Origin of the sequence: Bradyrhizobium sp. MOS003 (genome assembly GCF_003020125.1) — a bacterium.
In the GTDB taxonomy this organism is placed as follows: Bacteria; Pseudomonadota; Alphaproteobacteria; order Rhizobiales; family Xanthobacteraceae; genus Bradyrhizobium.
In genome coordinates, this window is sequence record NZ_PYFW01000001.1 from 1,915,678 (window position 1) to 1,939,809 (window position 24,132).

Below are 24,132 nucleotides of genomic sequence, written 5' to 3' on the forward strand. Positions count from 1 at the left end.
CTAGACTGCGTCCGCCGGCACGAAGCAACTGATGATGATGGCGCCACGGTGGTGGACATACCACACCACGGCCTGGCCGACCGGATTGCCGCGATCGCGGATGATGGCGCGTTCGGGAACCTCCATCCATTGTCCTTCGATCGGCACCCAATAGGCGCCGCCGCGCACGTCGTAGTCGGTACGATGCCCGTCGGAGACGTCGCAGCAGGGAACGCCGTTTGGCGCGATGACGCTCTTGAACCATGCGCGGATGTCGGGCGGGACGTGGTCGTATTGACCGTTGTCGAAAGCGAGTGCGGCGCTGGTCAGCGCCGTCATCGCGACCAGCCAGACGCACAGTGCGAGCCTGTGCATGCGATCCCTCCTCGTCGCGTCCTGCTATTCGCGCGCGCGTCTTGCCCGCGTCGATTCCATCGTTGACGCGATTAAGCCCGAGCTGTCGGCGCATTGCATGCCCAAATAATATGCGGCTCCGAGGCGCCGCACATGATGCGATGCAAAATCAGCGGCGTGCCGATTCGATCATTCGCTGCGGCGTGCTCTCCAGCAATTGCCGGACCTGCTCGCTGTAGAATTTCGCATTGCCGGTGGTGCCGTGGCCGCGCGTCTCGGCGCTCGCCGGGATCAAATAGAGGCGGCCGTTCTTGACCCGCTTCATGGCCGCGTCCGTGATGCCGGTCTCGGGCGGGTTGCGCTCGTCGTCGGCGGAATTGATCAGCAGCAGCGATGCTTCGATGGCTTCGAGCTTATCGCCAGCATTGTAGTCGTGCGAGGATTCCCACTGGTAGACGAAGTCGTTGGCGTCCGCCGTGATCGGCGTCGCCAGCCGTTCATCGACGATCTTGTCGGCCTTGGCCGCGGTCGGCGCCTGCGATTGATAGGCCAGCGTGCCGCCGATGCTGGCGATGCCATAGGCGGTGGCTGCGTATTTCATCATGCGCGGCTGGCTGGTGTAATTGCCGCCATTGTAGTCGGGATCGTTGCGGATGGTGTCGAGCATGATCCGCCGCATCATCCAGTTGCGCGAGGCCATCTCGGTCGGCTGCGAGGCCATCGGGACCAGCGCGTCCATCGCGGTCGGATACTTCTCGCCCCATAGCCAGGTGTGCATGCCGCCCATCGAATTGCCGATCACAAGCCGCAGATGCTTGACGCCGAGGCCTTCCGTCACCAGGCGATACTGCGCCTCGACCATGTCGTCGTAATTGTATTTCGGGAAACCCGTCTTCATCCCGTCGGAGGGCTTCGACGATTTGCCGTGGCCGATGCCATCAGGAAGGATGTAATATTTGGTGGCATCGAGCGGCTGACCCGGACCGAACATCTCGCCACCGAATGTCGGTCCCAGCATGCCGGTGCCGGAGCCGCCGGTGCCATGCAGCACCAGCACCGGTTGGCCTGAGGGCTCGCCGACCGTGGTGTAGTGCAGCTTCAGCTCCGGCATGGTCTCGCCGGTGTGAAGCTTGAAGTCCCTGGCGATCCAGTCGCCCTGCCTGAGTGCCGGATAATCGGCGGCGAAGACCGGCGTCGAAAAGGTCAGGACGACAGCTGACAGTACGGCGTAGCAAGCCCTCATGTTTCTCTCCCCAGTGCGGCTCATGGTCGGCGGCCGCGTTGCGGCGGAACTTAGCAGAACTGCGCGGACGGATGTAGGATTTTGGCTCCGTCGATCGTCTTCAAGGAAACATCCGGAGGAGGCCCCTGCATGTGCCGCAACATCAAGACGCTGTTCAACTTCGAGCCGCCGGCGACGGAGGATGAGATCCACGCCAGCGCGCTCCAGTTCGTGCGAAAGCTGTCCGGCTTCAACAAGCCGTCGCAGGCCAACGAGGCGGCGTTCGACCGCGCAGTGGCCGAGGTCTCGCAGGCCGCGCGAAATCTCCTGACCTCGCTGCACACCCATGCGCCGGCGCGCGACCGCGAGGTCGAGGCGGAAAGGGCCAGGGAGCGCTCGCGGCTGCGATTTGGCTAAGGGGCTGCAGCTTCGCGTTTCTGTGATTTGGCTCACGGAATGAGGCGCCACGCTCTGCGATGATGGCTTCCGGGGTTTTTGACAGCCCGGAGCAGGACCATGAGCCGCCCCCTTCTTCCCTTGAAAGCAGGTGCCATCGTCTTCACGCTGCTATGGACCGCGTGGATGATGTGGTGGAGCGGCTCGTTCTCGAGCGCGAACGTGGTGATCCTGGCCTTGTGCGGCGCAGCGGTCGGCTATCTCTGGTATCGCGCCATGCGCTGGCAGTTCGAGCGCATGGGCATGCTGCCGCACAAGGACGATTCCACCAGGGCGTCTTGATCCTCCAGCGCGTCCCGTACGCGCTGCAGCGCGTCGAAGCCACTAATCCTTGTGGCCGTGCTTCTTCTTTTTCTTCTTCTTCCTTTGCTCGTCGCCTTCGGCGTCGTCGCTCTCGCCGTCGAGCATTTCCTCGTCGGTCTCCCGCACCGCGGCTTCCAGCGCGGCGCGCTCGGCGGCCTCCAGTGCCTCGCGTTCGGCGGCGTCGCGCTCGCGCTTGCGGCGGCGCTCGTCCCAGGCGTCGAACAGCTGCTCGAGCCACGGCAGCACCTGTTCGATCGAGGGCAATTGACCGGCCGGCCCCGCCTCGCCGCGCGGGCCTTGCGGCCCCGCCGGCCCCTGCGGTCCGGCAGGTCCTTGCGCTCCGGCAGGACCCTGCGCGCCGGCGGCGCCGCGCGGGCCAACCTCGCCCTGCTTGCCTTGCGGACCGGGCTTGCCCTGAGGTCCTGCCTTTCCGATCGGCCCCGGTTTGCCCTGCGGCCCCGGCTTGCCGCGCGCGCCATCGGGTCCGCGTCGGCCCGGATGACCCTGCGGTCCCGGCCGTCCCGGCTCGCCCTGCCGTCCGCGCGGACCCTGAGGTCCCTGCCGCTTCTGTTCGTCTGCCACGCCGCTGCTCCCTTGACCGGAAGCAAGCTACTTAGCGGCGTTTGACGACAGCAGCAATTCCGCCGGGACAGCTCACCACGCTTGATCAACATGAATCGGCGGCATGCGCCGCTGTGTCATCGATGGTGCGGCCAGCTGCTGCGATGGTCGCGCTTGCGGTCATCATCGGCGGACTGATTCAGCGGCGCGTCCTCGAACGCTAATCCTGATAGGCGGGCACGTCGATGCCGGACGCCGCGTAGATCCTGATCTTGTTGCGCAGCGTGCGCACCGACAGGCCGAGCACGCGCGATGCGCGGGTGCGGTTGCCGTCGCAGCGCGCGAGCGTCTGGAGCACGAGCTCGCGCTCGACCTCGTCGACGGTGGCGCCGATCAGCAGCGGCACGATCTGGTGAGGGGCGAGGAATTGTGCGCCCGGTTCGGACGCGGCGACATGAACAGTGGTCATCGACATACTCCCCGATCAACGCCCGCTGCCACCGTTGGAAGCGGATCGAGAACAAACGACCCCCAAGCCGTAGATCTACGGTGCGCGGCTTTGGTTAACGAGAGGTTAACCAAAGCCGATCGCACCAGATGACCTCGGGAAAGCCGCGAAGCCGCCGCGATTGGCGGCGGCTCAGTGATGGCCCTCACACCGTGCGGTAGCCGCCGTCCACCATCACGATCGTTCCCGTGACATAGGCCGACAGATCCGAGGCCAGGAAGATCGCGGGACCCACGATATCCTCGGGCTTGCCGGTGCGCGCCAGCGGGGTGTGGTCGACGAAGGCCTGCACCAGCGCCGGATTGGTCGCGCGCACATTGGCGTTGATGTTGGTCTCGATGAAACCCGGCCCGATCGCGTTGACGCGCACGCCTTCCTTGCCGAGCTCGGCCGCGAGCGCCTTGGTGAAGCCGAGCACGCCGTGCTTCGAGGTCGTATAGGCCGCCGAGCTCGGCGTGCGCAGATGCACGAAGGACTGGATCGAGCCGATGTTGACGATGCGGCCTTTGCTCGCGCGCAAGGGTGCGAGGAAGGCCTGCGTCACGTTGAAGACGCCGTTGAGGTTGAGCGAGATGATGTCGTTCCAGTCCTTCGCCACCGTCTCGGTCTCGGCGGTGAAGGCGTTGCGGCGGGTGATGCCGGCATTGTTGACGAGGATCGAGACCTGCCCGACCTTGTCGGCGACTTGGCTGGCCAGCGCGAAGCAATCCTCGCGCCTGACCACGTCGAGCGCAAAACTCTCGGCCTTGCCGCCCGCCTTGTGGATCTCCTGGGCCGCCTCCGCGACGGTGTCGGCGTTGACGTCGAGCAGCACCATTTGCGCGCCCTCGCGGGCATAGCCGGCGGCGATCGCGCGGCCGATGCCGGAGCCGGCCCCGGTGACGACGGCGATATGGTTTGCGAGCAATGCCATGACATATTCCTCCCGATTTCGTTTCGAAGTTTCACGAAACGCTAACTCGAAATTAAGGGGTCGGAAACGGCGGCCTTGGCATACTGATCTTCATTGCTAAACGTTGCGCGCATGATGGAACGGCTCGACAACCGGCTCGACTCCTGGAAACCCGCCCTCGAACGCCTGCGGTCGGCGCATTCGGCCGATTGGGCCGAGGCGGGGCGGCTCGTGGCCGAGATCGCGCGGATGAGCCCGGATGCCACGCTGCGCCAGGCGGCCGAGCAGGCGCTTCCGGTGCTGCGCCAGGCGGTCGACAATGACGATCACGGCGTCACGCTGGCGGCCCAGCGCCGTCTCGGCGTGGTGCTCGAAGTCGTTCATGATCTGACCGCGCCGCGCTTCGGCCGCCGCAACGCCACGCCGAAGCAACTATCCAGCGAGGATCGCGCCCGCAAGGTGCTCGGCCTGCCGCTTTCGGTGCAGCTCACCTGCGAGGACATCAACCAGGCCTATCGCCGCGCCGCCAAGGGCATGCATCCCGACCGCGGCGGCAGCGCTCAAGCCTTCATCGACCTCGCCGCCGCACGCGACCTCCTGATCCATCCCGGCGCGCATAGGGACGCGTGAGAGCGTCTCGGCTGCTCACGTAGCGATGTCGTAGGGTGGGCAAAGGCGCGAAGTGTCGTGCCTACCATCTTCGTGGTGGATGGAATTGGTGGGCACGCTTCGCGTCGCCCACCCTACGGCCTTCGCTCATCCGGGCTACGAAAACAAACGGGCAAGGACGCATGCCCGCGTCCTTGCCCGCTCTTCGTCCGCCGATCGATTATTTCACCACTTGCAATGGCCGTACTTCAGCGCGGCATCCTTCAATCCGAGTGCGTCGATGAAGGTCGGCACGGTTGCGCTGGCGCGATGATAGCCGGCCGGCCACGGCGTGGTCGGGATGCTCTCGTCCCAGATCTGGCACAGGCCGGTGTCCTGCCAGCGGATCAGGTGATAGCTGGCCTGTGCAGGGCTCGCCGCGACGAAGGCGGTGACGGCAAGGCCGGCGGCAGCGCACAGCACGGAAATACGACGCATGATCAGCTCCTCAAATGAATGATGTGATGCGCCTCCCGGCAATCACGGGGAGGGCTTGGTGCCGGACGCTTGGGGATGCGCGCCGGACAAGATGTGAGTAGTTCCGCGTGCTGATCAGGTTCAAAGCGCGCGGACGGGAAATGGCTGATCTCGGCCGGAAAACGTGCGGTCCCGCAGAAAGAAGAAGGCGGGCCGCTCGCGCGACCCGCCTTCGAAATCCGGTTCGTTGCGAAAGCTCAGAGCGTGCAGCGACGCTCGGCGCGCAGCTTGATCTGGACGTCGGAAGCGGCCTGGAAGGTCGGGAGCGGCTTGCTGACGACCTTGTAGGTCGACACGCCAAACTGGAACGGCTTGTACTTCAGGTCTTCGTTCCAGACCTGGCAGATGCCGGTGTTGTCCCAGCGGATCACGTAATAGCCGACGGCCGCCGAGGCCGGCACGGCGAAGACGGAGGTGGCGATGCCGGCAACGGCACAGAGGGCGAGAACGCGACGCATGAAATATCTCCTTGAGGGACGTACGATCTCAAAATTCGTGCGGTAAAAGCAGGTCCTTGGCAAGCCGGGGAGCTGCCGTTCACGGACATGTCAGCTGTTCCCCGGGCATTTGGTTGGGCCGCGTGCCCGACAAGCCACACGCGAAGGTCGCTCACTTCGCCAGCGAGGCCACCGCCTCGATCTCGATTAGCATCTTCGGATCGGGCAGGGCCTGCACCACGCAGGTCGTGCGCGCAGGGTAAGGCGGCGGGCCGAAGGCGCCGGCGTAGAGCGCATTCATGGCGGCGACGTCGGCGGCGCGGGTCAGGAGCACGTTGACCTTGGCGAGGTCGCGGAAGGTGGCGCCGGCCTCGTCCAGCACGCGCTTGATGTTGACGACGACATTGGCGAACTGCGCCTCGAAACTCCCGGGCAGCGCACCGTTGGCGTCGAAGCCGGGAATGCCGGAGACGAACAGGAGATCGCCGACGCGCGTCGCAAACGACAGCGGCGGCGCCTTGACGTGCGGCGGGGGCGCGAAATGCTGGATCGGCATGGGATCACCTCGAACAGTGTTCTCGTGGTCCATGAGCGTAGCGGCAGGCGAGGGGGGCTCAAACCAAAAAATGCGAAAACAACCCCATGCACAGTAGGGATGATGCGGAAATCATTGAGCTTTTAGGATTCGGAAATCGAGAAAAACTCACGTTGCTCCGTCGGGCAAAACAGGGGCAGAATGAGATCATGGCTACGTTGTGTGTGCGGCCCTGATCTCTGCTGTCATGCTCCGGCTTGACCGGGCGATGACTGGGGGATGCTAAGTCCGCGACCCACGTCCTCCGCCCCATCATGTTGCCGCCCCGATCCATCCTGTACATTCGCTGCGTCTGATTCGAATCCTCCCCTTAAAAAAATAGCCCCCGGAGACACCCATGACGTTCGCATCCACTTGTCGCGCCGCGCTGGTCGCCATCGCCGCCCTGGCCGGCCTCTCGACCTCGGCGCTGGCCGACGGCGGCACCGTGGTGCTGACCATCTACAAGGCGGGCTGGATCATCGGCGGCTCCGGCGGCTCGGGCACGCTGAACTTCCGCGGCCGTTCCTATGCGCTGTCGACCGGCGGACTCGATTACGGCCTGGTGTTCGGCGGTTCCAAGACCGTGCTGCGCGGCCGCGTCTCCAACATCAACCGTCCCTCCGACGTTGCCGGCGTCTACGGCGCCGCCGGAGCCGGCCTCGCGATCGGCCGCGGCGCCCGCGCCATCGTGCTCTCCAACCAGAAGGGCGCCGTGCTGGAGCTGTCGGGCACCCAGACCGGCCTGATGGCGAATGCGGATCTGAGCGGGCTTGCGATCACGATGCGGTAGCGCAGGTCGCGTAGGGTGGGCAATGGCGCGCAAGCGCCGTGCCCACCATCGGTGCCAGTACGACACGAAACAGTTGGTGGGCACGCTTCGCTTTGCCACCCTACGAGATACGAAGCCCGGACTACGATCCACTCACCGCCGCGTGAATCCGCTCGCAATGCGCGACTAGATTTGCGTGCGCGTCGACGAAGGCCTTCAGCGGGGTCGGGATCGGAAAGTAGTAGATGTTGGCGATGAAGCCGTAGATGCCGGCATCGGCGCTGGTAGGCCGCTCGCGGTGCACGAAGCCTGTCGCCGGCACGATCTCGGCCAGCACCTGCAAATCGGCGAGCCCTCGCGCGTAGGCCTGATCGGGCGTGTAGCGGCCGATGCCCTGATAATGATAGCGCTGTGAATTGTACGCCTTCGCCTTCTCGAATCCTTCCGCATCGATCTGCGGATGCTGCGCGATGAAGCCGTCGCGGAACGCCGGATAGAAGCGCTCGTCCTTCCAGCGCGAATACGACATCACCCAATAGAGGTCGTCGAGCATGCGCGTGACGAAATGATTGGTCCGCCTCTGCTGCTCAGTTAGCGCCGCATCGATGGTGAGACGATATTTTGCGATCGCATGCGCGATGATGGTCTCGCTGTCGCCGATGGTCTCGCCGTCGTCGACGACGTAAGGCAGCTGCCCCCGCGGCGCGGCGGAAGCATCGAAGACGTGTTCATGCACGAATGGCACGCCGGCGAGCTTCAGGAACGCGTAGACCTTGAGGCCGTAGCCGTTGTTGTCGGCGACGCCGAACAGTTCGGGATAGGAGTAGAGGGTCAGCATGGGACGCTCCTCTGCGCTGGGGGCAGCATGCAGGGGAGCCGTGGCGGACGCAATGAGGGAGTGCCCTACGAACGAGACGCCGCGGTGAACACCGCCAGTTGCGCATCGAACGCCCGCCTGAACGCCGGCCGCGCCTCGCCGCGGGCGGCATAGGCGGAAAGATCAGGATATTCGTCGAGCAGGCCCGATATGTGCAGCCGGCGCAGCACCGTCACCATCATCAGATCGCCGGCGCTGAACGCGCCGTCGAGCCAGTCGGCACCGCCGAGGCGGCGGGACAATTCGCCGAGCCTGGTACGGACGCGATCCCCGAGCATGGCCAGGCGCTCCGCGAACCAGCTCCTGTCGCGCTCGAACATCGTGGCCATCCCGAGCTCGACGATCGGCGGCTCCAGCGTGTTCAGCGCGGCGAACATCCACGCGATCGCGCGGCTCCTGGCGTTGGCGTCGTCAGGCAGCAGCCCGGCATGGCGTTCCGCGAGATGCAGCACGATCGCGCCGGACTCGAACAGGGCGAGGTCGCCGTCCTCATAGGTCGGAATCTGCCCGAATGGATGCACGGCGAGATGGGCGGGCTGTTTCATCTCGGCGAATGAAACGAGGCGGACATCGTAAGGCTGCCCCACCTCTTCGAGCGCCCAGCGCACCCGCATGTCGCGGGCCTGCCCCCTGCCGCGGTCGGGCGAGTTTGCGAAGGCGGTGATGGTGGGGATCATCGGGGGCTCCATTCGTCGTCATTGCGAGCGTAGCGAAGCAATCCAGACTACCACCGAGGAGACGGTCTGGATTGCTTCGTCGCAAGGGCTCCTCGCAATGACGGGGTTGCGGCCGCGTGCCGCTCGATTTCGCATTTGCCTTCGAAGGACGAATGGCCGGCGCGGGTTCCGACAGCAGGGGCCGTAAAAAATTCGGCGACCGTGTCGGAACACCGTTCTGCCGCACGTCCTTGGAGCGATGATGCGGCAGTCGCGCGTCCCGCCCGAGGCAAAAGGATCAAAGTCCATGACGTCAATCACGCCGTTTCTCTGGTTCGACAACAACGTTCCGGAGGCTGTCGCCTTCTACAAATCGGTGTTTCCCAACGCGGAGGTCGAGACTGTCAGCGACTTCATGGCGGTATTCGAACTCGAAGGCCAGCGCTTCAACGCGCTCAACGGCGGGCCGCAATACAAGTTCAACGAAGCGGTGTCGTTCTTCATCAGCGTGGAGACGCAAGCGGAAGTCGATTATTTTTGGAGCCGGTTGATTGCGGACGGCGGTGAAGAGTCCCGCTGCGGCTGGCTCAAGGACAAGTTCGGCCTGTCCTGGCAGGTGGTGCCATCGGCGCTCGGCCGCTATCTCGGCGACGCCGATCGAGCCAAGGCGAACCGCGTCATGCAGGCGATGATGGGGATGCGGAAGATCGTGATTGCGGACCTCGACAAGGCTATGCGAGGTGAGGGAATGACGGTGCCGTAGGGTGCAAAGGCGCGCCCCTCGCGCGCCGTGCCCACGCACTGCCGGGAATTACGGACAAATCGTGGGCACGGCGCTGACGCGCCTTTGCCCACCCTACAAGGCAATCCACGCCGCCAACTCGCGCCACGGCTGGATCGTCCAGTGCCCGGACGCCGCGCCCGACGGCGACGGCAGAACGAATATCTCCGGTAGGCTTGCATCGCGCGGCTGCCGCCCCAGCGCGATCGCTGACGACGGCCGGCCGTAAAACAAGCTCGCCGCCTTCTTGCTCGTGAACGCAATCGTCCGCGGCTGGTACTTCTCCATCTTCGCCCTGAAGCCAGCCACGTCGATCGTCTCCGCCGCGATCTGGTGATCCATCCCGGCGCCGGTCTTGGAGAGATCGGTGAAGCCGATCCCGAACTCGATCAGCGCTGCGAACTCGCCCGGCTGATAGCGCCGCGGCGTGATCCCGGCCTCATGCAGCGCGCGCCAGAAGCGATTGCCGGGATGGGCATAGTAGTGCTCGAGCTCGGCCGATCGCGTCGAGGCGGCGGTGCCGACGAAAACGAGGCGGAGGTCGGGGCGGAACTGGTCGGGGAGGCGGTGGGGGGTGGGCAAGAGCAAATCAGACGTTTTTGGCGTCGCGTCGGCGACCACGATTAATTGGCCTTGTGAAAGGAAGTGCGATGCAGCCCAATTGCTGCCTCTGGTCTTCCCTTTTCTCCAGACTTCGTCCTTCCGGGTTCAGTAAGCCTTCGATTAAGTGGTTTAGGGGCTTGTCCTTGGCGTTGATCCGCGATCGCTCAAGAACAACGTGGTAACGCTCACCGGACCGAGCCAAGGCCAAGGCAGCCAAATCGACATACTTATTCTGCATCCCTTGGATTGCTTGCGGAGCAGGCTTTCAAATATCAACGATCTGAAGAGAACGGATCCCCATTCCATCAGTTCTGCTCATGCGGCGGTCATAATACTCGATGTCTTCATCGATGATCTTTTGCAAAATGGGGAAACGAAAAAGGCTCAAGCCATCTTGATGAGCTTGTTCTACGTCATTCGGGACCGGAATTTGGGGCGGCCGTCGCAGACAAAATTTCAAGTTGATCCCTTGTCGATACTGTTAAAGTATCGACTAGACCTTCGCTTGGACAACAGATGGCGGTCCCACCAGCTAGCTAATGCAATCAGTCGCCTTCGAAAGAAGATGGATCTAAATGCCTAGCGGAAGGGCGATCCGCCGCCCTTCCGACGTGCAATCCAAATCGCAATTCAACTCGTTTACAGCACCCGATTACTCTCCTTCACCTTCTCCGCATCCAGATACACGCTTGAGCCCATCTCCTTGAACTTCGCGCTCATCTGCTTCATGCCATCCTCAGCCGTCCCGCTCATCGACATCCCCACCGCCGCCGGATCGTTCAGCGTCGCCGCGTAATCCCGCACGTCCTGCGTGATCTTCATCGAGCAGAACTTTGGGCCGCACATCGAGCAGAAATGGGCGACCTTGTGGGCTTCCTTCGGCAGGGTCTCGTCGTGGAAGTTTTTCGCGGTCTCGGGGTCGAGGCCGAGGTTGAACTGGTCGCTCCAGCGGAAGTCGAAGCGGGCGCGGGACAGCGCGTCGTCGCGCAGTTGGGCGGCGGGGTGGCCCTTGGCGAGATCGGAGGCGTGGGCGGCGATCTTGTAGGTGATGACGCCGACCTTGACGTCGTTGCGATCGGGCAGGCCGAGATGCTCCTTCGGCGTGACGTAGCAGAGCATGGCGCAGCCGAACCAGCCGATCATGGCCGCGCCGATGCCCGAGGTGATGTGGTCATAGCCCGGCGCGATGTCGGTGGTCAGCGGTCCAAGCGTGTAAAACGGCGCTTCGCCGCACTCCTTGAGCTGCTTGTCCATGTTGATCTTGATCTTGTGCATCGGCACGTGGCCGGGGCCTTCGATCATGACCTGGCAGCCCTTGTCCCACGCGATCTTGGTGAGCTCGCCGAGCGTCTCCAACTCGGCGAACTGTGCGCGGTCGTTGGCATCCGCGATCGAGCCCGGACGCAGGCCGTCGCCGAGCGAGAACGAGACGTCATACTTGCGCATGAGGTCGCAGATCTCGTCGAAATGCGTATAGAGGAAGCTTTCCTTGTGATGCGCCAGGCACCACTTCGCCATGATCGAGCCGCCGCGGCTGACGATGCCGGTGACGCGGCTGGCGGTGAGGTGGATGTATTGCAAGCGCACGCCGGCGTGGATGGTGAAGTAGTCGACGCCCTGTTCGCACTGCTCGATCAACGTGTCCTTGTAAAGCTCCCAAGTCAGCTTGACCGGATCGCCGTTGCACTTCTCCAGCGCCTGGTAGATCGGCACGGTGCCGATCGGCACCGGCGAGTTGCGCAGGATCCATTCGCGGGTGGTGTGGATGTTGCGGCCCGTGGAGAGGTCCATCACGGTATCGGCGCCCCAGCGGATCGCCCACACCATCTTCTCGACCTCTTCCTCGACCGACGACGTCACCGCGGAGTTGCCGATGTTGGCGTTGATCTTGGTCAGGAAGTTGCGGCCGATGATCATCGGCTCGAGTTCACTGTGGTTGATGTTGCAGGGGATGATGGCGCGGCCGCGCGCAATCTCGTCGCGGACGAACTCCGGCGTGATGAAGGCGGGCACCGCGGCGCCGAAGCTTTCGCCGTCGGCGAGCGCTGCTTCCGCGCGCTCGAGCTGCTGCTTGCGGCCGAGGTTTTCGCGGGCGGCGACGTAGATCATCTCCTTGGTGATGACGCCGGCGCGGGCGAATTCGAGCTGGGTGATCTTGTGGCCGTCGAGGCCGCGCAGCGGCTGGTGATAGGCGCTGAACGCGCGCGCGGCTTTGTCGGTGGAGAGGTTGCCGTTGTCCTCAGGCTTGACCTGGCGGCCCTGATATTCCTCGACGCCGCCGCGCTCCAGCACCCAGGCCTGACGGTTGCGGGGCAGGCCGGCGTTGACGTCGATCGTCACGGACGGATCGGTGTAAGGGCCGGAGGTGTCGTACACCGGCAGGTTCGGCTCGCCGGCGCCCTCGGAGAGGATGATCTCGCGCAAAGGCACGCGCAGATCGGGCGCGGCGTCGGGGGATGCGAAGATCTTTCGCGAGGAGGGAAGCGGGCCGGTGGTGACGGCGGGGACGGTTTTGTCGGGGTTGGAGCGGATGTTCATGGGAATCCTCCGGTTTAATTCGTTGATGTCGCTGAGCGTGCGTCGATAACAGGTGTCATCCCCGCGAAGGCGGGGATCCAGTACTCCGAGGCGGTGCGGCATGAATCGAGGAGCTGCGGCGTACTGGATCGCCCGGTCAAGCCGGGCGATGACAGCGAGGGTGGGGTGGGAGCGAGGCGCATCATGCCACAGCCTTCGACTCACCGAGCCATTGCCGCACGCGGGCATCGGGGTCGGCATTCTGGGTGACGTCGCTGACCACCGCGATCGAATCCGCGCCCGCCGCAAAAATCTCCGCGGCGTGCTCGAACTTGATGCCGCCGATCGCGACCAGCGGGATGGTGCCGATGCGCTTCTTCCACTCCGTGATCTTCGGAATGCCCTGCGGCTCGAAGCGCATCGATTTGAGCGTGGTGAAGAAGATCGGGCCTAGCGCGACGTAGTCGGGCTTGGCCGCGAGCGCGGTTTCAAGCTCGGCATCGTCATGGGTGGAGATGCCGAGCGAGAGGCCGGCCTCGCGGATGGCCTCGAGGTCGGCATCGGCAAGGTCCTCCTGGCCGAGATGCAGATATTTTGCGTCGGCGACGATCGCTGCGCGCCAGTAGTCGTTCACGACCAGCCTGGCTTGCGAGCCCTTCGTGATCGCCAGCGCGTCGCTGACGATCTGCAGCGCGTCGGCGTCGTTGAGTTCTTTCGCGCGCAGCTGGATGGTGCCGACGCCGAGCTTGGTCAGGCGCTCGACCCAGGCCAGGCTGTCGACGACGGGATAGAAGCGATCAGGATACGGCATGCCAGAAAGGTGTCCCAACGACAGGGGTGGAAGGGGAGGCGAAGTCGCGGGCGTTCATCAGCCCGGCTTCGTATGCAGTGCGGCCGGCCTCGACACCGAGGCGGAAGGCGTTGGCCATTGCGATCGGGTCCGCGGCCTTGGCGATTGCGGTGTTGAGCAGCACGGCATCAAAGCCGAGCTCGAGTGCCTCGGCGGCGTGGCTGGGGGCGCCGAGGCCGGCGTCGACCACCAGCGTGACATCGGGCAGTCGCTCGCGCAGCAGCTTCAACGCGTCGCGATTGGTGATGCCCTTGGCGCTGCCGATCGGAGCGGCCCACGGCATCACCACCTTGCAGCCGGCATCGACCAGGCGGTTCGCGACCGAGAGATCCTCGGTGCAATAGGGGAATACGTCAAAGCCGTCCTTGATCAAGATGCCGGCGGCTTCGACCAGGCCGACAACATCGGGCTGCAGCGTGTCGTTGTCGGCGATGACCTCGAGCTTGATCCAGCTCGTGCCGAACAATTCGCGCGCCAGCTTGGCGGTGGTCACGGCCTCGCGCACGCTGCGGCAGCCGGCGGTGTTCGGCAGCACGGTGACGTCGAGCTCGCGGATCAGCTTCCAGAACGCATCGCCGGTCTTGCCGCCGGCGGATTCGCGCCGCAGCGATACCGTGACGATGTTGGAGCCGGACGCGCGGATCGCGTCCTGCATGATCGCGGGAGACGGGTAGAGCGCGCTGCCGATCAGCAGGCGGGAGGCGAAGGTCTTGCCGTAGAAGGTCACCATGTGGGAGGTGTCTCCTTAGAGGTAGCTGTCATCCCCGCGAAGGCGGGGATCCAGTACGCCGCGGCCGTGCGGCAGGAACCGAGACGCTGCGGCGTACTGGATCGCCCGGTCAAGCCGGGCGATGACAGCGGAGAGTGTGGAGAGAGCACCATCCTCACCCTCCCTGCCGCGGCGTGATGATCTCGATTTCGTCGCCGGCCTTCAGGCTCGTCTCGGCCCAGCGGCTTTTCGGCACGACGTCGTAATTGAGCGCGATGGCGAAATGGGTGCCCTCGTAGTCGAGCTCGGAGAGCAACGCGTCCACGCTGGCCGCATTGATTTCGCGCTGCTCGCCGTTGACGATCACGCGCATCGCATCACCTCGTTGTCGATCTGGCCGCGCTCGACAAAGGCCAGCGTCAGCTCGGCGAGGGCCGGCGCGATCAGGAAGCCGTGGCGGTAGAGGCCGTTGACGGAGATCGTGCTGCCGCGAATGCCGATGCGCGGAAGGTTGTCGGGAAAAGCGGGACGAAGGCCCGAGCCGAATTCGACGATGCGGGCCTCGCCGAACGCCGGATGCACCGTGTAGGCGGCGCCCAGGAGTTCGAGCGCGGAGCGGACGCTGACGCCGCTGTCCTCGGTCTCGATCGAGGTCGCGCCCAGCATGAACAGATTGTCCTCGCGCGGGATCACGTAGAGCGGCCAGCGCGGATGCATCAGCCGCACCGGGCGGGCCAGCTGCACTTCGGCTGTCTCGATCAGGATCATCTCGCCCTTGACGCCGCGAAGCTCGGGTTGTTCCTCGCGGGCGCCGAGGCCGCGGCAGTCGATCACGATGCCGTCGGTATCCCCAGCGAGATCGCTCACGGTGACGTCGCTCGAGAATTTGATGGTGCCGCCGGCGGCGCGGATGCGATCATGCAACTGCGGCAGCACGCGGCGCGGCTCGACATGGCCCTCCGCCGGGAAGAACAGCGCATCGCGAAAGCGGCCCTCCAGCGATGGCTCGAGTGCGGCGAGGCCTGCCGCATCGAGCCGGCGGTGCTCCTCGGTCATGCGGGCAAAACGCTCGAAATCGTTGCGCTCGCGCGGATGTGCCACGACCAGCGAGCCGTTGAACGGCGTGTCGGGCAATTCGCGCCGCCAGAGGTCGAGCGAGCGCAGCCCGAGGCGGCTGATGATGGGTTCGGCGACCTCGGCCTCGCAATAGGGCGCGAGCATGCCGCCGGCCCAATGGCTGGTGGCGTCCGTCATCGCCTCGTCACCGCGCTCGTGCAGGGTCACGGCATGGCCGGCCTGCGCGAACAGCAGGGCCTGCCAGGCTCCCGCAATGCCTGCGCCGATGATGGATACCGGAGACTCCGGTCGCTTGGTCGTTTGCAACATCCCTGTCCCTTCGCCGGCATGACCCGGATCAGGTTCAAAGGGTCACCGCGGTCCTGGGCGGTATTGCCCATTTAGCGGTATCTCAGCTCCTCCTCGGAGCACCCCTCGGAACAGGTCTAATGTAGGACAGTGGGGGCTAGTGTCAACGCGTTACAGACGGAACCCACCGCCCGTGCCCCGGACGCGATGCAGCGCGCCGCCTCTTGGCGGCGTGATGCGTCGCAGAGCCGGGGCCCGTTTTTGCGTCGGATAGGCTGGGTCCCGGCTCTGCGCAGCAACGCTACGCGTCGCAGCGCGTCCGGGACACGCGAGCTTACTGCGCCGCCTGCGCCCGCGCATTGCGGACACGTTGGGCCATTTTCCGGTGCGGGACGTTGCCGAACATCGGTTGCGGATTGCCGTTCGACTCGAGCCAAGGTTGACCCATGGTGTCGCCCATGTTGGCGACCTGCACCGTCTCCTGCCGCTGGCGCTTGGCGGCGTAGTAATAACCGCCGGCGAAATAGCGCACGGCCCGGGCGTGGTCGCCGTTGGCGGCGCGATAGGCGCCGGCGAGGTATTTCACGGCATAGGTGAGGTTGGCGTTGGGATCGCGCAGGCCAGCGGCATCGCCGGTGTAGCCGACCCCGCGGGCGGTCGCGAGCTTGATCTGCATCAGCCCGATGGTGCCGCCACGGCCGACCAGGTGCGGCTGATAACGGCTCTCCCGCATGATGACGCGGTGCACCAGCGCTTCCGGCACGCCGTTGGCGCGGGCATGGGCCGCGACCATCTCGGCATAGTCCGCTTCACCCGCGAAGGCCGCCTGCGGCAACGTCAATCCGGCCGCGAGCAGCGCGGCAATGCGTAAAAATTTCATCAGATATTCCTGAGGTCCTATGAAGTGACCTGCGCCCGATGGCCGATAGGCCAGTCGAACGCGGCGATGATATGACCAAACGCCGCCGTTAACGATTTGGCGGCGCCGAGCCGTTGTTACGACTCAATGCCGGGCTACGGGTTCCCTCAGGCGGATGCCCGCTCGCGGCAGCAAGGCTGTCTAGTCGCGCGAGCCCGCGAAAGCGAGTAGGAAGCGGCAGCAAATCGGGAGAGGTGCCATGACAAAAGCAATCCTCAGAGAGACCCCCAGGCAAAACCCCTGTGCCCAATGCGGCACGCCGATCCCGCGGCCCGACTGGATCGAGCCGGGCGAAGGGCGCGTGTCCTATATCTGGACCTGCCACGCCTGCAATTATCGCTTCGAGGCCGTGGCGATCTTCGACGAGGTCGCCGTCGAGCGCCCGCCGCTCGCGGCGTGAATTAGGCCGCCAGCCGCGGCTGCTGCCAGAGCGGCAATTGCATCCGCACGATCAGTCCGTGCGGCTCGCGGTCGTGCAGCGACAGCTCGCCGCCATGGGCGAGTGCGATGGCGCGCGCGATCGACAAGCCAAGCCCGAAGCCGGTGGACTCGTCCATGGTGCGCGCATCGTCGCCGCGCACGAACGGCTCCAGCATCTCCTGCTTGCGCGCGTCCGAAATGCCCGGGCCGTCGTCCTCGACGTCGATGACGAGCATGGTGCCCGATATGTCGAGGCGGATCGTCACCTCGGCGCCGAAGCGCACCGCGTTCTCGACGAGATTGGTGATGCCGCGATGCAGATCGTCGGGCCGCGCGGCGGCGGTCGCGGACGCCGGCCCATCGTAATGCACGACATGGCCCATGTCGCCGAACTGGTCGGCTATGAGCTGCAGCGTGCTGGCGATGTCGACCAGCGTCACCGCCTCGACTTTGCGGTCGTTGCGCAGCAGCGACAGCACACTTTCCAGCATCGATCGCATCTGGTCGAGATCGATCAGCATGCGCTTGCGGTTGCCTTCGTCCTCGATGAACTCGGCGCGCAGGCGCAGCCGCGTGATCGGCGTGCGCAGATCGTGGCTGATCGCGGCCAGCATCCGGGTGCGGTCCGACATCAGCCGCGCGATCCGCTCGTGCATGCGGTTGAGCGCGCGCGCCACCGAACGGATCTCCTCGGGGCCTCGCTCCGGCAGCGGCTCCGCTCCGCCGTCGACGCTGAAATTCTCGGCGGCCTTGGCGAAGGACGATAGCGGCGCCGCCAGCGCGCGCGCCGCCCACAGCCCGAGCACGCTGACGCAGATGAAAGCGGTCATCAACGCCATCAGCCACGGGCCGCCCCAGAACCATGGCCGCGGCCCGCCCTCGACGCGTCCGGCGATCATGGTGCCGTCGGGCAACTCGACGCCGACGCGCGATCCTGCAACGCTCGGGGTCAGAAGCACCGCCTTGTAGTCGCGCCCGAGATGACGGCGCATCCCGTGCAGGTGCGGGTTGTCGCTCTCCTCGACGCTTGCGGTGCCGGGCGCGAGTACTTCGATGCCGAGCTTGGGGAAGGCGCGGGCGAGATCGGCGACGAGGCGCGGACGTTCGCCGGCCTCGGCCGAACCGAGCAGCAGCGCGGCATCGGCCAGCTGATGCGCGCCGTCCGGCGGCGTGTCGGAGCGGTCCGGCCGGCTGATTAGGAACGCGGTGGTGACGACGAGATGGAGCGCGACGGTCGAAGCCAGCACCAGCGCGGCGATCTGCCCGCCGATCCCCTTGAGGTGGAAGAACCCGAACGACTTCATCGTCGGCGCCCCCGTCAACTGCTCAGGGGCGCCGCAACCGCTTCATTGCCTGCCGTCAGAGGGCTCGCAGCCTGCGTTCTCGGCGTGAACAGATAGCCGCCGGAGCGGACCGTCTTGATGAGGATGGGATCGGCGGGATTGGGCTCGATCTTGCGGCGGATGCGGCTGACCAGCACGTCGATGGACCGTTCGAACGATCCGGTGTTGCGCCCTTGGGTGAGGTCGAGCAGGCTGTCTCGCGACAGCACGCGGCCGGGCCGTTCGCAGAACGTGCGCAACAGATCGAATTCGGCGCTGGTCACCGCGACGCGCGCGCCTTCGGGATTGCGCAGCTCGCGCAGCCGCAGGTCGATGTGCCAGCCCTCGAAGGTGAGCGTGGAGACGCCTTCGATCGAGCTTGCCGCTCGAGCTGCGGCCTGCCTGCGCAGCACCGCGTTGATACGGGCGAGCAGCTCGCGCGGGTTGAACGGTTTCGGCAAATAGTCGTCCGCGCCCATTTCGAGGCCGACGATACGGTCGACGTCCTCGCCGCGCGCGGTCAGCATGATGATGGGCGTCTGTGCCTCGGCCCGCACCTTGCGGCACAGGCTGAGACCGTCTTCGCCGGGCAGCATGACGTCGAGGATGATCAGGTCGATGCGGTGATCAGCCATGGCGCGCGACATCTCGCGGCCGTCGCCCACGGCGGTGACGTTGCAGGCGTTGTTGCGCAGGTACTTCGCAATCAACGTCCGGGTTTCGCGGTCGTCTTCGACGACCAGGATGTTGGGATTGGGAATGGCCATGCGCTTTGTTTGTCCAAGATTCGGGCCAAATGGCGAAGATTTTTGTTTCGGACTGTTTCTGTCTGGCTTTCCGCAACAAGCGGCAATCGCCGGGTTGCCGAGCGGCAAGGTCTCGTTAAGGCCGTTAACCATACCGTGGCGTGGTCCGCGACGAAACCCGCAAGATTCACGGAGCCATCATGACCTCGATTTCGGCGGCCTCCGCCGGCAACCACCAGTCGCCGCTGCAGAGGCTGCAGCAGGAATTGCAATCGGAAGTGTCCGCAGGCACGATCTCGTCGTCGGACCAGTCGGCGCTCTCGACGGCACTGACCGACATCGACACCGCACTCCAGCAGAGCCGGTCGAGCGACCAGTCGAGGGGCACGCGCCCCTCCAAGGACGAGATGCAGTCGAAGATCGACGACCTCATCTCGAACCAGGTGTCGAACGGGACGCTGACCTCGGACCAGGCCGAGGAGCTGAAGAATGTGTTTCAGTCCGCCTTCGCGAGCGGTCCGGGCGGGGCGGGCGGCCCCGGTGGTGCAGGCGGACCTCCGCCCGGTCCGCCGCCGGACGACAGCTCTTCGGATTCGGCGTCGTCCACGGACTCGACCGGCAGCACGTCGACCGATGCCACCACCGCCGAGATCCTCCAGCAGTTTCTCCAGGCGCTGCAGCAGTCGCAATCGTCGAGCTCGTCCTACGGCGCCAACGGCGACTCGTCCGGCAATTCCGACTTCTCCGCGCTTCTGATCGACTACAAGAGCTGACCCTGAGCGGCGCGGGGCGGTGCGGGTCCTCGCCGCGATCGTGCTTCACCCATAGTGCATGATTGCCGGTGGGGAACCGTGCGCCGCAAATGTTCCTGGGTGACGCAGGAACAGTTCTGGCAAAATTGGCGCATTCGCGAATCGCGCGACGAAATTGCGGCGCGCACGGAACTGCGGGTGGTCATCGCTGTTTTCTCAACACGAGTTTTTTGAGAAGGAGAGGACAATATGATGAAATCGATCGCCGCCGGTCTTGCCGGCACTGCCCTGCTTGCTACCGTTGCGTTCGCACAATCGCCGACCGCGACCACCGACAAGACCCCCACCGCTGCCACCACCGCCACGACGACCACCACGACGGCGTCGGGCCAGTGGCGCACCTCGAAGATGGACGGCCTGAAGGTCTACAACGACGCCAACGAGAACATCGGCACGATCAGCGACCTCCTGATGGACAAGAGCGGCGACATCAAGATCGCCGTGATCGGTGTCGGCGGCTTCCTCGGCTTGGGCGAACATCTGGTCGCCGTGCCCTACGAGAAGCTGAAGTTCGTCAACGAGGCCGTGGCTTCGACAACCACCACCAAGCCGGCGACCACGACCACCACGACGGGCGCCGCGACCGGCACTGAAAAGACCACGACGATGGCCCCGGCCGCTTCGACCACGGCGACGACCTCGAAGTGGTACCCGGACCACGCCGTGTTCAACGCCACCAAGGACGAGCTGAAGAACATGCCCGAGTTCAAGTACTCCGAGTAATGCGGCTCACCTAACTGTCTAAGCGAAGCGCGCCCGGTTCTCACCGGGCGCGCTGTCGTGTCTTTTCTGACCTTGCCCGCTCGTCACCGCTCAGTGCGTCACCAGCGGACAGCCGCCCTTGTCGAGCGGACGGAACGCCTCGTCGCCGGGCACGGTAGCAATCAGCTTGTAGAGGTCCCACTCGCCCTTGGACTCCTCGGGCTTCTTCACCTCGAACAGATACATGTCGTGGACCATGCGGCCGTCGATGCGGATCTTGCCGTTCTTGGCGAAGAAGTCGTTGACCGGCGTGGCGCGCATTTGCGCCATCACCTTCGGCGCCTCGTCGGTCTTGATGGCGTCGATCGCCTTCAGATAGTGCATGGTCGCCGAATAGAGCCCGGCCTGGATCATGGTCGGCATGTGGCCGACCTTCTCGTTGAAGCGCTTGGAGAAGGCGCGGGTCTCTTCGTTCATGTCCCAGTAGAACGCGTCGGTGACGATCAGGCCTTGCGTCGCCTTGATGCCGAGCGAGTGCGTGTCGGTGATCTCCTGCAGCAGCGCGATCATCTTCTGGCCGCCCTGCACCAGGCCGAACTCGGATGCCTGCTTCAGCGCATTGGTGGTGTCGCCGCCGGCATTGGCGAGCGCGACCACCTTGGCCTTGGAGGCCTGGGCCTGCAGCAGGAATGAGGAGAAGTCCGACGAATTGAGCGGATGGCGGACCTCGCCGAGCACCTTCCCGCCGCTTTCCTTGACCACGTTGGCGGCGTCGCGCTGCAGCGCCATGCCGAAGGCGTAGTCGGCGGTGACGAAGAACCAGGTGTCCTCGCCGCGCTTGACCATCGCCTTGCCGGCGACGTTCGACAGCGCATAGGTGTCGTAAGTCCAGTGCACCGTGTTGGGCGAGCAGGCGGTGCCGGTGATGTCGGACGAGCCGCCGCCGGAATTGATGTTGATCTTGTTCTTCTCGCGCGTCAGCGCGGAGACCGGCAGCGCCACCGAGGACGTCGGCACGTCGAAGATCGCATCGACCTTGTCGTTGTCGTACCAGTTGCGAGCGATATTGACGCCGACATCGGGCTTGTTCTGGTGATCGGCGGCGACCACCTGCACGGGCTTGCCCGCAACCTTGGCGCCGTAATCGGCGACCGCCATCTCGACGGCGGCGAGCGACCCCTTGCCGGTCGCGTCCGCATAGAGGCTCGACATGTCCGTCAGCACGCCGATCTTGACGACATCGTCGGAAATCTGCGCCTGCGCGGCGCCGGATGTGGCGGCGAGGGCAAGGCCGGCCGCGACGGTGGCGATGAGTTTTTGCATGGTTGTTCTTCTCCCTGTGTGTTGTTGTTTGGGCTTTGTTGCGGGGACTGTTCTAGCGACAAACGGTCGCGGGGGCAAAGCCAAGGAAGGGTGAGGAGGAATGAGAAATAAGTAGGGGTATCTGTCGTCAATCCGGCGCGCGCCCTGACGCGCATTTGCGCATCCGAGTATCCATTCATCCACTGTCGCTGCGGCCCGATTCCGGGCTCGCGCTGCGCGCGCCCCGGAATGACAGGGGGGCCAATCAGGCGCTGGTGCCCTTCAGCCGCTCGTTGCGTCGGCGCAGGCCTTCCAGCGTCGCGAGGAGGATCACCGACACCGTCGTCAGGATCACCGCCGCTGCGGTGATGGTCGGGCTGATGTTCTCGCGGATGCCGCTGAACATCTCGCGCGGCAGGGTGCGTTGTTCCGGACCTGCCATGAACAGCACGATCACGACCTCGTCGAAGCTGGTCGCGAAGGCGAACAGCGCGCCCGAGGCTAGGCCGGGCAGGATCAGCGGCAGGATCACGCGGCGGAAGGCGTAGATTGGCGAGGCGCCGAGCGAGGCGGCGGCGCGCGCCAGATTGGTGTCGAAGCTCTGCAGGGTCGCGCCGACCGTGATCACCACGAAGGGCGTCGCCAGTGCGGTATGGGCCAGGATCAGGCCGAGATAGCTGCCGGTGAGTCCGATCGGCGCGAAGAAGAAATACAGGCCGACCGCGGTGATGACGCCGGGCACGACCACTGGGGACAGCACGAACGCGAGCACGAGCGGCTTGAACCGGCTCTTCCATTGCGCCAGCCCCAGCGCGGCCAGCGTGCCGAGCACCATGGACAGCGCCGTCGAAGCGACGCCGATGATCATGCTGTTCTTCAGCGCATTCATCCAGCGCGGCGAATTGATGAAGTCGTCGTACCAGCGCAACGACAGGCCTGGTAGCGGATAGGTCAGATACGAGCCCGAGCTGAAGGACAGCGGCATGATCGCCAGGATCGGGGTGATCAGGAAGATGAACACCAGCGTGGAGACGGCGATGGTCGCGGTCCACGCGATGCGCTGGCTGGGCGTTCGGAGGGAAGCATTGTCGGTCAATTCTTCATCCCTCCCGTGACCTGCTGCCCCTGCACCAGCTTGCCGTAGACGAGTGCCAGCAGAAGGGTGGCCAGCAGCAGCACCGCCCCGAGCGCTGAAGCAAGTCCCCAATTGGCTGTTTCGGTGGTGTAGAGCGCGATGAAGTAGCTGATCATCTGGTCGGCAGCGCCGCCGACGAGTGCGGGTGTGATGTAATAGCCGAGTGCCAGGATGAAGACGAGCAGGCTTCCCGCGCCGATGCCGGGGAGCGTCTGCGGCAGATAGATCCTTAGGAAAGCGGTCAGGGGCGGCGCGCCGAGCGAGGCGGCGGCGCGCATGTAGGCAGGCGAGATCGCCTTCATGCTGCTGTAGAGCGGCAGGATCATGAATGGCAGCAGCACGTGGGTCATCGCCACGCAGACGCCGAAGCGGTTGTAGATCAGGCGCAGCGGCTGGTCGATGATGCCGAGCCACAGCAGGCTGTCGTTGACGACGCCCTTGCTCTGCAACAGCACGATCCAGGCGCAGGTGCGGACCAGCAGCGACGTCCAGAACGGCAGCAGGACGAAGATCATCAGCAGGTTCGATCTGGCAGGCGGCAGCGTCGCCAGCAAATAGGCCACCGGAAAGCCAAGCATCAGGCAGAGAACGGTGACGCTGAGGCTGATGACGAAGGTGCGGGTGAAAACCTCCCGGTAGATGGCCTGGTCCGGCGGTGCTGCGATGATCGCGCCGTCGACGTTCCGCGTCAGGTCGAGCGCGGACAGAAGGTAGAAGCCGGTGAGGGGACCGCCGGCGTCCTTGATCGTCGTCCAGGTCGCGCGTTCGCGCCAGGCCGCATTGATCTTGCCAAGCGTCTCCTTCGCGGCTCCTCGCTCGGGCGCGGCCTTCAGGTTGCGTGCCGTGCTGGTCAGGATCGTGCGAAAGCCGTTCAGCGCGTAGTTCAGCCGCTTGGCCGCGGTCGCGATGGTGCCGGCGGCGCGCGCCGCCAAAATGTCGCTTGCGAGCGCCGCAAAGGCGTCTTCATTCGGCAGGTCCTTGCCGTCCCAATCAGCGAGAGCCGCAACCGTTTGCGGCAGAACCTGACGCACCTCCCGGTCATCGACCGCGCGCCACAGCATGCCGGCGATGGGACCTGCGAAGGTGAAGAGCAGGAAGACGAGGAGCGGCAGCACCAGCGCCAATGCCTTGACCTGGCGGGCGCGCTCCGCACGCCTCAATCGGCGCTTGAGCGGCACTTCTGTCCGGGCGTCGGCGCCGGTCAGGGACGCGTCCGTCATGCTTTGAGCCGTG

General features: G+C 65.0%; 30 protein-coding genes and 1 riboswitch. Of the genes, 8 read left to right on the forward strand and 22 right to left on the reverse strand.

The window, feature by feature from the left end:
• Positions 1 to 354: a hypothetical protein gene (locus tag C7G42_RS09250; RefSeq protein ID WP_106948602.1), complete on the reverse strand. Its 354-nt coding sequence runs from the start codon at positions 352 to 354 to the stop codon at positions 1 to 3.
• Between the two features lie 148 nt (positions 355 to 502).
• On the reverse strand, positions 503 to 1,576 hold the full coding sequence (locus C7G42_RS09255; RefSeq protein WP_106948603.1) for an alpha/beta fold hydrolase: 1,074 nt from the start codon (positions 1,574 to 1,576) through the stop codon (positions 503 to 505).
• A gap of 129 nt (positions 1,577 to 1,705) precedes the next feature.
• Between C7G42_RS09255 and C7G42_RS09260 the strand changes: the two genes are divergently transcribed.
• Entirely contained in the window at positions 1,706 to 1,972 is a 267-nt protein-coding gene (locus tag C7G42_RS09260) for a DUF2277 domain-containing protein (protein WP_018318604.1), read from the forward strand.
• A 99-nt stretch (positions 1,973 to 2,071) separates the two neighbouring features.
• Positions 2,072 to 2,293 carry a hypothetical protein gene (locus C7G42_RS09265; RefSeq protein ID WP_106948604.1) on the forward strand — a complete coding sequence of 74 codons (222 nt, stop codon included), beginning with the start codon at positions 2,072 to 2,074 and terminating at the stop codon, positions 2,291 to 2,293.
• Positions 2,294 to 2,335: 42 nt separating this feature from the next.
• On the opposite strand, the gene C7G42_RS09270 is transcribed toward C7G42_RS09265, so the two are convergent.
• The 3 genes from C7G42_RS09270 to C7G42_RS09280 all read right to left on the reverse strand — a co-directional run bounded on the left by C7G42_RS09270 (position 2,336) and on the right by C7G42_RS09280 (position 4,296).
• Positions 2,336 to 2,896, reverse strand: coding sequence for a collagen-like domain-containing protein (locus C7G42_RS09270; RefSeq protein ID WP_106948605.1), 561 nt, complete (start codon positions 2,894 to 2,896; stop codon positions 2,336 to 2,338).
• A 199-nt stretch (positions 2,897 to 3,095) separates the two neighbouring features.
• A complete protein-coding gene (locus C7G42_RS09275; protein WP_094977837.1) occupies positions 3,096 to 3,344 on the reverse strand; it encodes a helix-turn-helix domain-containing protein in 249 nt (82 codons plus the stop codon).
• A 184-nt stretch (positions 3,345 to 3,528) separates the two neighbouring features.
• Positions 3,529 to 4,296 (reverse strand): SDR family NAD(P)-dependent oxidoreductase, encoded by a 768-nt coding sequence (locus C7G42_RS09280; protein WP_106948606.1) that lies wholly within the window; start codon positions 4,294 to 4,296, stop codon positions 3,529 to 3,531.
• Positions 4,297 to 4,407: 111 nt separating this feature from the next.
• On the opposite strand from C7G42_RS09280, the gene C7G42_RS09285 reads away from it, so the two are divergent.
• Positions 4,408 to 4,905 carry a molecular chaperone DnaJ gene (locus C7G42_RS09285; RefSeq protein ID WP_106948607.1) on the forward strand — a complete coding sequence of 166 codons (498 nt, stop codon included), beginning with the start codon at positions 4,408 to 4,410 and terminating at the stop codon, positions 4,903 to 4,905.
• A gap of 204 nt (positions 4,906 to 5,109) precedes the next feature.
• Here C7G42_RS09285 and C7G42_RS09290 read toward each other — a convergent pair whose 3' ends face one another.
• From C7G42_RS09290 to C7G42_RS09300, 3 genes are all read right to left on the reverse strand, one after another.
• Positions 5,110 to 5,361 (reverse strand): hypothetical protein, encoded by a 252-nt coding sequence (locus C7G42_RS09290; protein ID WP_106948608.1) that lies wholly within the window; start codon positions 5,359 to 5,361, stop codon positions 5,110 to 5,112.
• 236 nt (positions 5,362 to 5,597) lie between these two features.
• Positions 5,598 to 5,858 (reverse strand): hypothetical protein, encoded by a 261-nt coding sequence (locus C7G42_RS35205; RefSeq protein WP_199580729.1) that lies wholly within the window; start codon positions 5,856 to 5,858, stop codon positions 5,598 to 5,600.
• 151 nt (positions 5,859 to 6,009) lie between these two features.
• Positions 6,010 to 6,393: a RidA family protein gene (locus C7G42_RS09300; protein WP_106948609.1), complete on the reverse strand. Its 384-nt coding sequence runs from the start codon at positions 6,391 to 6,393 to the stop codon at positions 6,010 to 6,012.
• A 376-nt stretch (positions 6,394 to 6,769) separates the two neighbouring features.
• On the opposite strand from C7G42_RS09300, the gene C7G42_RS09305 reads away from it, so the two are divergent.
• Positions 6,770 to 7,204 (forward strand): hypothetical protein, encoded by a 435-nt coding sequence (locus C7G42_RS09305; RefSeq protein ID WP_106948610.1) that lies wholly within the window; start codon positions 6,770 to 6,772, stop codon positions 7,202 to 7,204.
• Between the two features lie 121 nt (positions 7,205 to 7,325).
• Here the strand turns inward: C7G42_RS09305 and C7G42_RS09310 are convergent, their stop codons facing one another.
• Together C7G42_RS09310 and C7G42_RS09315 are read right to left on the reverse strand one after the other, a co-directional pair.
• Positions 7,326 to 8,021 carry a glutathione S-transferase family protein gene (locus C7G42_RS09310; RefSeq protein WP_106948611.1) on the reverse strand — a complete coding sequence of 232 codons (696 nt, stop codon included), beginning with the start codon at positions 8,019 to 8,021 and terminating at the stop codon, positions 7,326 to 7,328.
• Positions 8,022 to 8,086: 65 nt separating this feature from the next.
• The gene (locus C7G42_RS09315) at positions 8,087 to 8,737 is read right to left on the reverse strand and encodes a glutathione S-transferase family protein (RefSeq protein WP_199580731.1); all 651 of its coding nucleotides are present in this window, start codon (positions 8,735 to 8,737) and stop codon (positions 8,087 to 8,089) included.
• A 286-nt stretch (positions 8,738 to 9,023) separates the two neighbouring features.
• Between C7G42_RS09315 and C7G42_RS09320 the strand changes: the two genes are divergently transcribed.
• Positions 9,024 to 9,479 (forward strand): VOC family protein, encoded by a 456-nt coding sequence (locus C7G42_RS09320; protein WP_106948913.1) that lies wholly within the window; start codon positions 9,024 to 9,026, stop codon positions 9,477 to 9,479.
• Positions 9,480 to 9,572: 93 nt separating this feature from the next.
• On the opposite strand, the gene C7G42_RS09325 is transcribed toward C7G42_RS09320, so the two are convergent.
• From C7G42_RS09325 to C7G42_RS09355, 7 genes are all read right to left on the reverse strand, one after another.
• Positions 9,573 to 10,118 (reverse strand): mismatch-specific DNA-glycosylase, encoded by a 546-nt coding sequence (locus C7G42_RS09325; RefSeq protein ID WP_502694189.1) that lies wholly within the window; start codon positions 10,116 to 10,118, stop codon positions 9,573 to 9,575.
• Between the two features lie 621 nt (positions 10,119 to 10,739).
• Positions 10,740 to 12,638 (reverse strand): phosphomethylpyrimidine synthase ThiC, encoded by a 1,899-nt coding sequence (thiC, locus tag C7G42_RS09330; RefSeq protein WP_106948614.1) that lies wholly within the window; start codon positions 12,636 to 12,638, stop codon positions 10,740 to 10,742.
• 181 nt (positions 12,639 to 12,819) lie between these two features.
• Entirely contained in the window at positions 12,820 to 13,428 is a 609-nt protein-coding gene (locus tag C7G42_RS09335) for a thiamine phosphate synthase (protein WP_106948615.1), read from the reverse strand.
• The gene (locus C7G42_RS09340; protein ID WP_106948616.1) at positions 13,415 to 14,197 is read right to left on the reverse strand and encodes a thiazole synthase; all 783 of its coding nucleotides are present in this window, start codon (positions 14,195 to 14,197) and stop codon (positions 13,415 to 13,417) included. The genes C7G42_RS09335 and C7G42_RS09340 overlap by 14 nt, the downstream gene beginning before the upstream one ends.
• 154 nt (positions 14,198 to 14,351) lie before the next feature.
• Entirely contained in the window at positions 14,352 to 14,549 is a 198-nt protein-coding gene (gene thiS, locus C7G42_RS09345; RefSeq protein ID WP_094977290.1) for a sulfur carrier protein ThiS, read from the reverse strand.
• Positions 14,540 to 15,562: an FAD-dependent oxidoreductase gene (locus tag C7G42_RS09350; RefSeq protein WP_106948617.1), complete on the reverse strand. Its 1,023-nt coding sequence runs from the start codon at positions 15,560 to 15,562 to the stop codon at positions 14,540 to 14,542. The genes thiS and C7G42_RS09350 overlap by 10 nt, the downstream gene beginning before the upstream one ends.
• Positions 15,550 to 15,678: riboswitch (TPP riboswitch) on the reverse strand. (Overlaps the previous gene by 13 nt.)
• Before the next feature lie 197 nt (positions 15,679 to 15,875).
• Complete coding sequence (locus C7G42_RS09355) at positions 15,876 to 16,421, reverse strand: lytic transglycosylase domain-containing protein (RefSeq protein ID WP_106948618.1); 546 nt, start codon at positions 16,419 to 16,421, stop codon at positions 15,876 to 15,878.
• A 238-nt stretch (positions 16,422 to 16,659) separates the two neighbouring features.
• On the opposite strand from C7G42_RS09355, the gene C7G42_RS09360 reads away from it, so the two are divergent.
• Positions 16,660 to 16,860, forward strand: a complete 201-nt coding sequence (locus C7G42_RS09360; RefSeq protein ID WP_106948619.1) for a hypothetical protein — start codon at positions 16,660 to 16,662, stop codon at positions 16,858 to 16,860.
• A gap of 1 nt (position 16,861) precedes the next feature.
• Here the strand turns inward: C7G42_RS09360 and C7G42_RS09365 are convergent, their stop codons facing one another.
• Both C7G42_RS09365 and C7G42_RS09370 read right to left on the reverse strand, forming a co-directional pair.
• Entirely contained in the window at positions 16,862 to 18,184 is a 1,323-nt protein-coding gene (locus C7G42_RS09365; protein ID WP_106948620.1) for an ATP-binding protein, read from the reverse strand.
• Positions 18,185 to 18,198: 14 nt separating this feature from the next.
• Positions 18,199 to 18,969: a response regulator gene (locus tag C7G42_RS09370; RefSeq protein WP_106948621.1), complete on the reverse strand. Its 771-nt coding sequence runs from the start codon at positions 18,967 to 18,969 to the stop codon at positions 18,199 to 18,201.
• Positions 18,970 to 19,148: 179 nt separating this feature from the next.
• Between C7G42_RS09370 and C7G42_RS09375 the strand changes: the two genes are divergently transcribed.
• Positions 19,149 to 19,721 (forward strand): hypothetical protein, encoded by a 573-nt coding sequence (locus C7G42_RS09375; protein WP_106948914.1) that lies wholly within the window; start codon positions 19,149 to 19,151, stop codon positions 19,719 to 19,721.
• Between the two features lie 228 nt (positions 19,722 to 19,949).
• Entirely contained in the window at positions 19,950 to 20,483 is a 534-nt protein-coding gene (locus C7G42_RS09380) for a PRC-barrel domain-containing protein (protein ID WP_106948622.1), read from the forward strand.
• A gap of 90 nt (positions 20,484 to 20,573) precedes the next feature.
• Here the strand turns inward: C7G42_RS09380 and C7G42_RS09385 are convergent, their stop codons facing one another.
• The 3 genes from C7G42_RS09385 to C7G42_RS09395 all read right to left on the reverse strand — a co-directional run bounded on the left by C7G42_RS09385 (position 20,574) and on the right by C7G42_RS09395 (position 24,119).
• Positions 20,574 to 21,785: an ABC transporter substrate-binding protein gene (locus tag C7G42_RS09385; RefSeq protein WP_106948623.1), complete on the reverse strand. Its 1,212-nt coding sequence runs from the start codon at positions 21,783 to 21,785 to the stop codon at positions 20,574 to 20,576.
• 244 nt (positions 21,786 to 22,029) lie between these two features.
• The gene (locus tag C7G42_RS09390; protein WP_199580733.1) at positions 22,030 to 22,860 is read right to left on the reverse strand and encodes an ABC transporter permease; all 831 of its coding nucleotides are present in this window, start codon (positions 22,858 to 22,860) and stop codon (positions 22,030 to 22,032) included.
• Positions 22,857 to 24,119 carry an ABC transporter permease gene (locus C7G42_RS09395; protein WP_106948624.1) on the reverse strand — a complete coding sequence of 421 codons (1,263 nt, stop codon included), beginning with the start codon at positions 24,117 to 24,119 and terminating at the stop codon, positions 22,857 to 22,859. Before C7G42_RS09395 ends, C7G42_RS09390 begins: the two co-directional genes overlap by 4 nt.
• Positions 24,120 to 24,132: the final 13 nt, after the last annotated feature.

What these genes read in the sequence shown, in the direction of transcription:
- C7G42_RS09335 (WP_106948615.1), bottom strand. Translation starts at nt 13,428, where the DNA reads ATGCCGTATCCTGATCGCTTCTATCCCGTCGTCGACAGCCTGGCCTGG.
- C7G42_RS09290 (WP_106948608.1), bottom strand. Translation starts at nt 5,361, where the DNA reads ATGCGTCGTATTTCCGTGCTGTGCGCTGCCGCCGGCCTTGCCGTCACC.
- C7G42_RS09255 (WP_106948603.1), bottom strand. Translation starts at nt 1,576, where the DNA reads ATGAGGGCTTGCTACGCCGTACTGTCAGCTGTCGTCCTGACCTTTTCG.
- C7G42_RS09370 (WP_106948621.1), bottom strand. Translation starts at nt 18,969, where the DNA reads ATGGCCATTCCCAATCCCAACATCCTGGTCGTCGAAGACGACCGCGAA.
- C7G42_RS09315 (WP_199580731.1), bottom strand. Translation starts at nt 8,737, where the DNA reads ATGATCCCCACCATCACCGCCTTCGCAAACTCGCCCGACCGCGGCAGG.
- C7G42_RS09375 (WP_106948914.1), top strand. Translation starts at nt 19,149, where the DNA reads ATGACCTCGATTTCGGCGGCCTCCGCCGGCAACCACCAGTCGCCGCTG.
- C7G42_RS09275 (WP_094977837.1), bottom strand. Translation starts at nt 3,344, where the DNA reads ATGACCACTGTTCATGTCGCCGCGTCCGAACCGGGCGCACAATTCCTC.
- C7G42_RS09365 (WP_106948620.1), bottom strand. Translation starts at nt 18,184, where the DNA reads ATGAAGTCGTTCGGGTTCTTCCACCTCAAGGGGATCGGCGGGCAGATC.
- C7G42_RS09320 (WP_106948913.1), top strand. Translation starts at nt 9,024, where the DNA reads ATGACGTCAATCACGCCGTTTCTCTGGTTCGACAACAACGTTCCGGAG.
- C7G42_RS09310 (WP_106948611.1), bottom strand. Translation starts at nt 8,021, where the DNA reads ATGCTGACCCTCTACTCCTATCCCGAACTGTTCGGCGTCGCCGACAAC.
- C7G42_RS09250 (WP_106948602.1), bottom strand. Translation starts at nt 354, where the DNA reads ATGCACAGGCTCGCACTGTGCGTCTGGCTGGTCGCGATGACGGCGCTG.
- C7G42_RS09380 (WP_106948622.1), top strand. Translation starts at nt 19,950, where the DNA reads ATGATGAAATCGATCGCCGCCGGTCTTGCCGGCACTGCCCTGCTTGCT.
- C7G42_RS09350 (WP_106948617.1), bottom strand. Translation starts at nt 15,562, where the DNA reads ATGTTGCAAACGACCAAGCGACCGGAGTCTCCGGTATCCATCATCGGC.
- C7G42_RS35205 (WP_199580729.1), bottom strand. Translation starts at nt 5,858, where the DNA reads ATGCGTCGCGTTCTCGCCCTCTGTGCCGTTGCCGGCATCGCCACCTCC.
- C7G42_RS09260 (WP_018318604.1), top strand. Translation starts at nt 1,706, where the DNA reads ATGTGCCGCAACATCAAGACGCTGTTCAACTTCGAGCCGCCGGCGACG.
- C7G42_RS09385 (WP_106948623.1), bottom strand. Translation starts at nt 21,785, where the DNA reads ATGCAAAAACTCATCGCCACCGTCGCGGCCGGCCTTGCCCTCGCCGCC.
- C7G42_RS09300 (WP_106948609.1), bottom strand. Translation starts at nt 6,393, where the DNA reads ATGCCGATCCAGCATTTCGCGCCCCCGCCGCACGTCAAGGCGCCGCCG.
- C7G42_RS09280 (WP_106948606.1), bottom strand. Translation starts at nt 4,296, where the DNA reads ATGGCATTGCTCGCAAACCATATCGCCGTCGTCACCGGGGCCGGCTCC.
- C7G42_RS09305 (WP_106948610.1), top strand. Translation starts at nt 6,770, where the DNA reads ATGACGTTCGCATCCACTTGTCGCGCCGCGCTGGTCGCCATCGCCGCC.
- C7G42_RS09355 (WP_106948618.1), bottom strand. Translation starts at nt 16,421, where the DNA reads ATGAAATTTTTACGCATTGCCGCGCTGCTCGCGGCCGGATTGACGTTG.
- C7G42_RS09265 (WP_106948604.1), top strand. Translation starts at nt 2,072, where the DNA reads ATGAGCCGCCCCCTTCTTCCCTTGAAAGCAGGTGCCATCGTCTTCACG.
- C7G42_RS09360 (WP_106948619.1), top strand. Translation starts at nt 16,660, where the DNA reads ATGACAAAAGCAATCCTCAGAGAGACCCCCAGGCAAAACCCCTGTGCC.
- thiS (WP_094977290.1), bottom strand. Translation starts at nt 14,549, where the DNA reads ATGCGCGTGATCGTCAACGGCGAGCAGCGCGAAATCAATGCGGCCAGC.
- C7G42_RS09285 (WP_106948607.1), top strand. Translation starts at nt 4,408, where the DNA reads ATGATGGAACGGCTCGACAACCGGCTCGACTCCTGGAAACCCGCCCTC.
- thiC (WP_106948614.1), bottom strand. Translation starts at nt 12,638, where the DNA reads ATGAACATCCGCTCCAACCCCGACAAAACCGTCCCCGCCGTCACCACC.
- C7G42_RS09395 (WP_106948624.1), bottom strand. Translation starts at nt 24,119, where the DNA reads ATGACGGACGCGTCCCTGACCGGCGCCGACGCCCGGACAGAAGTGCCG.
- C7G42_RS09340 (WP_106948616.1), bottom strand. Translation starts at nt 14,197, where the DNA reads ATGGTGACCTTCTACGGCAAGACCTTCGCCTCCCGCCTGCTGATCGGC.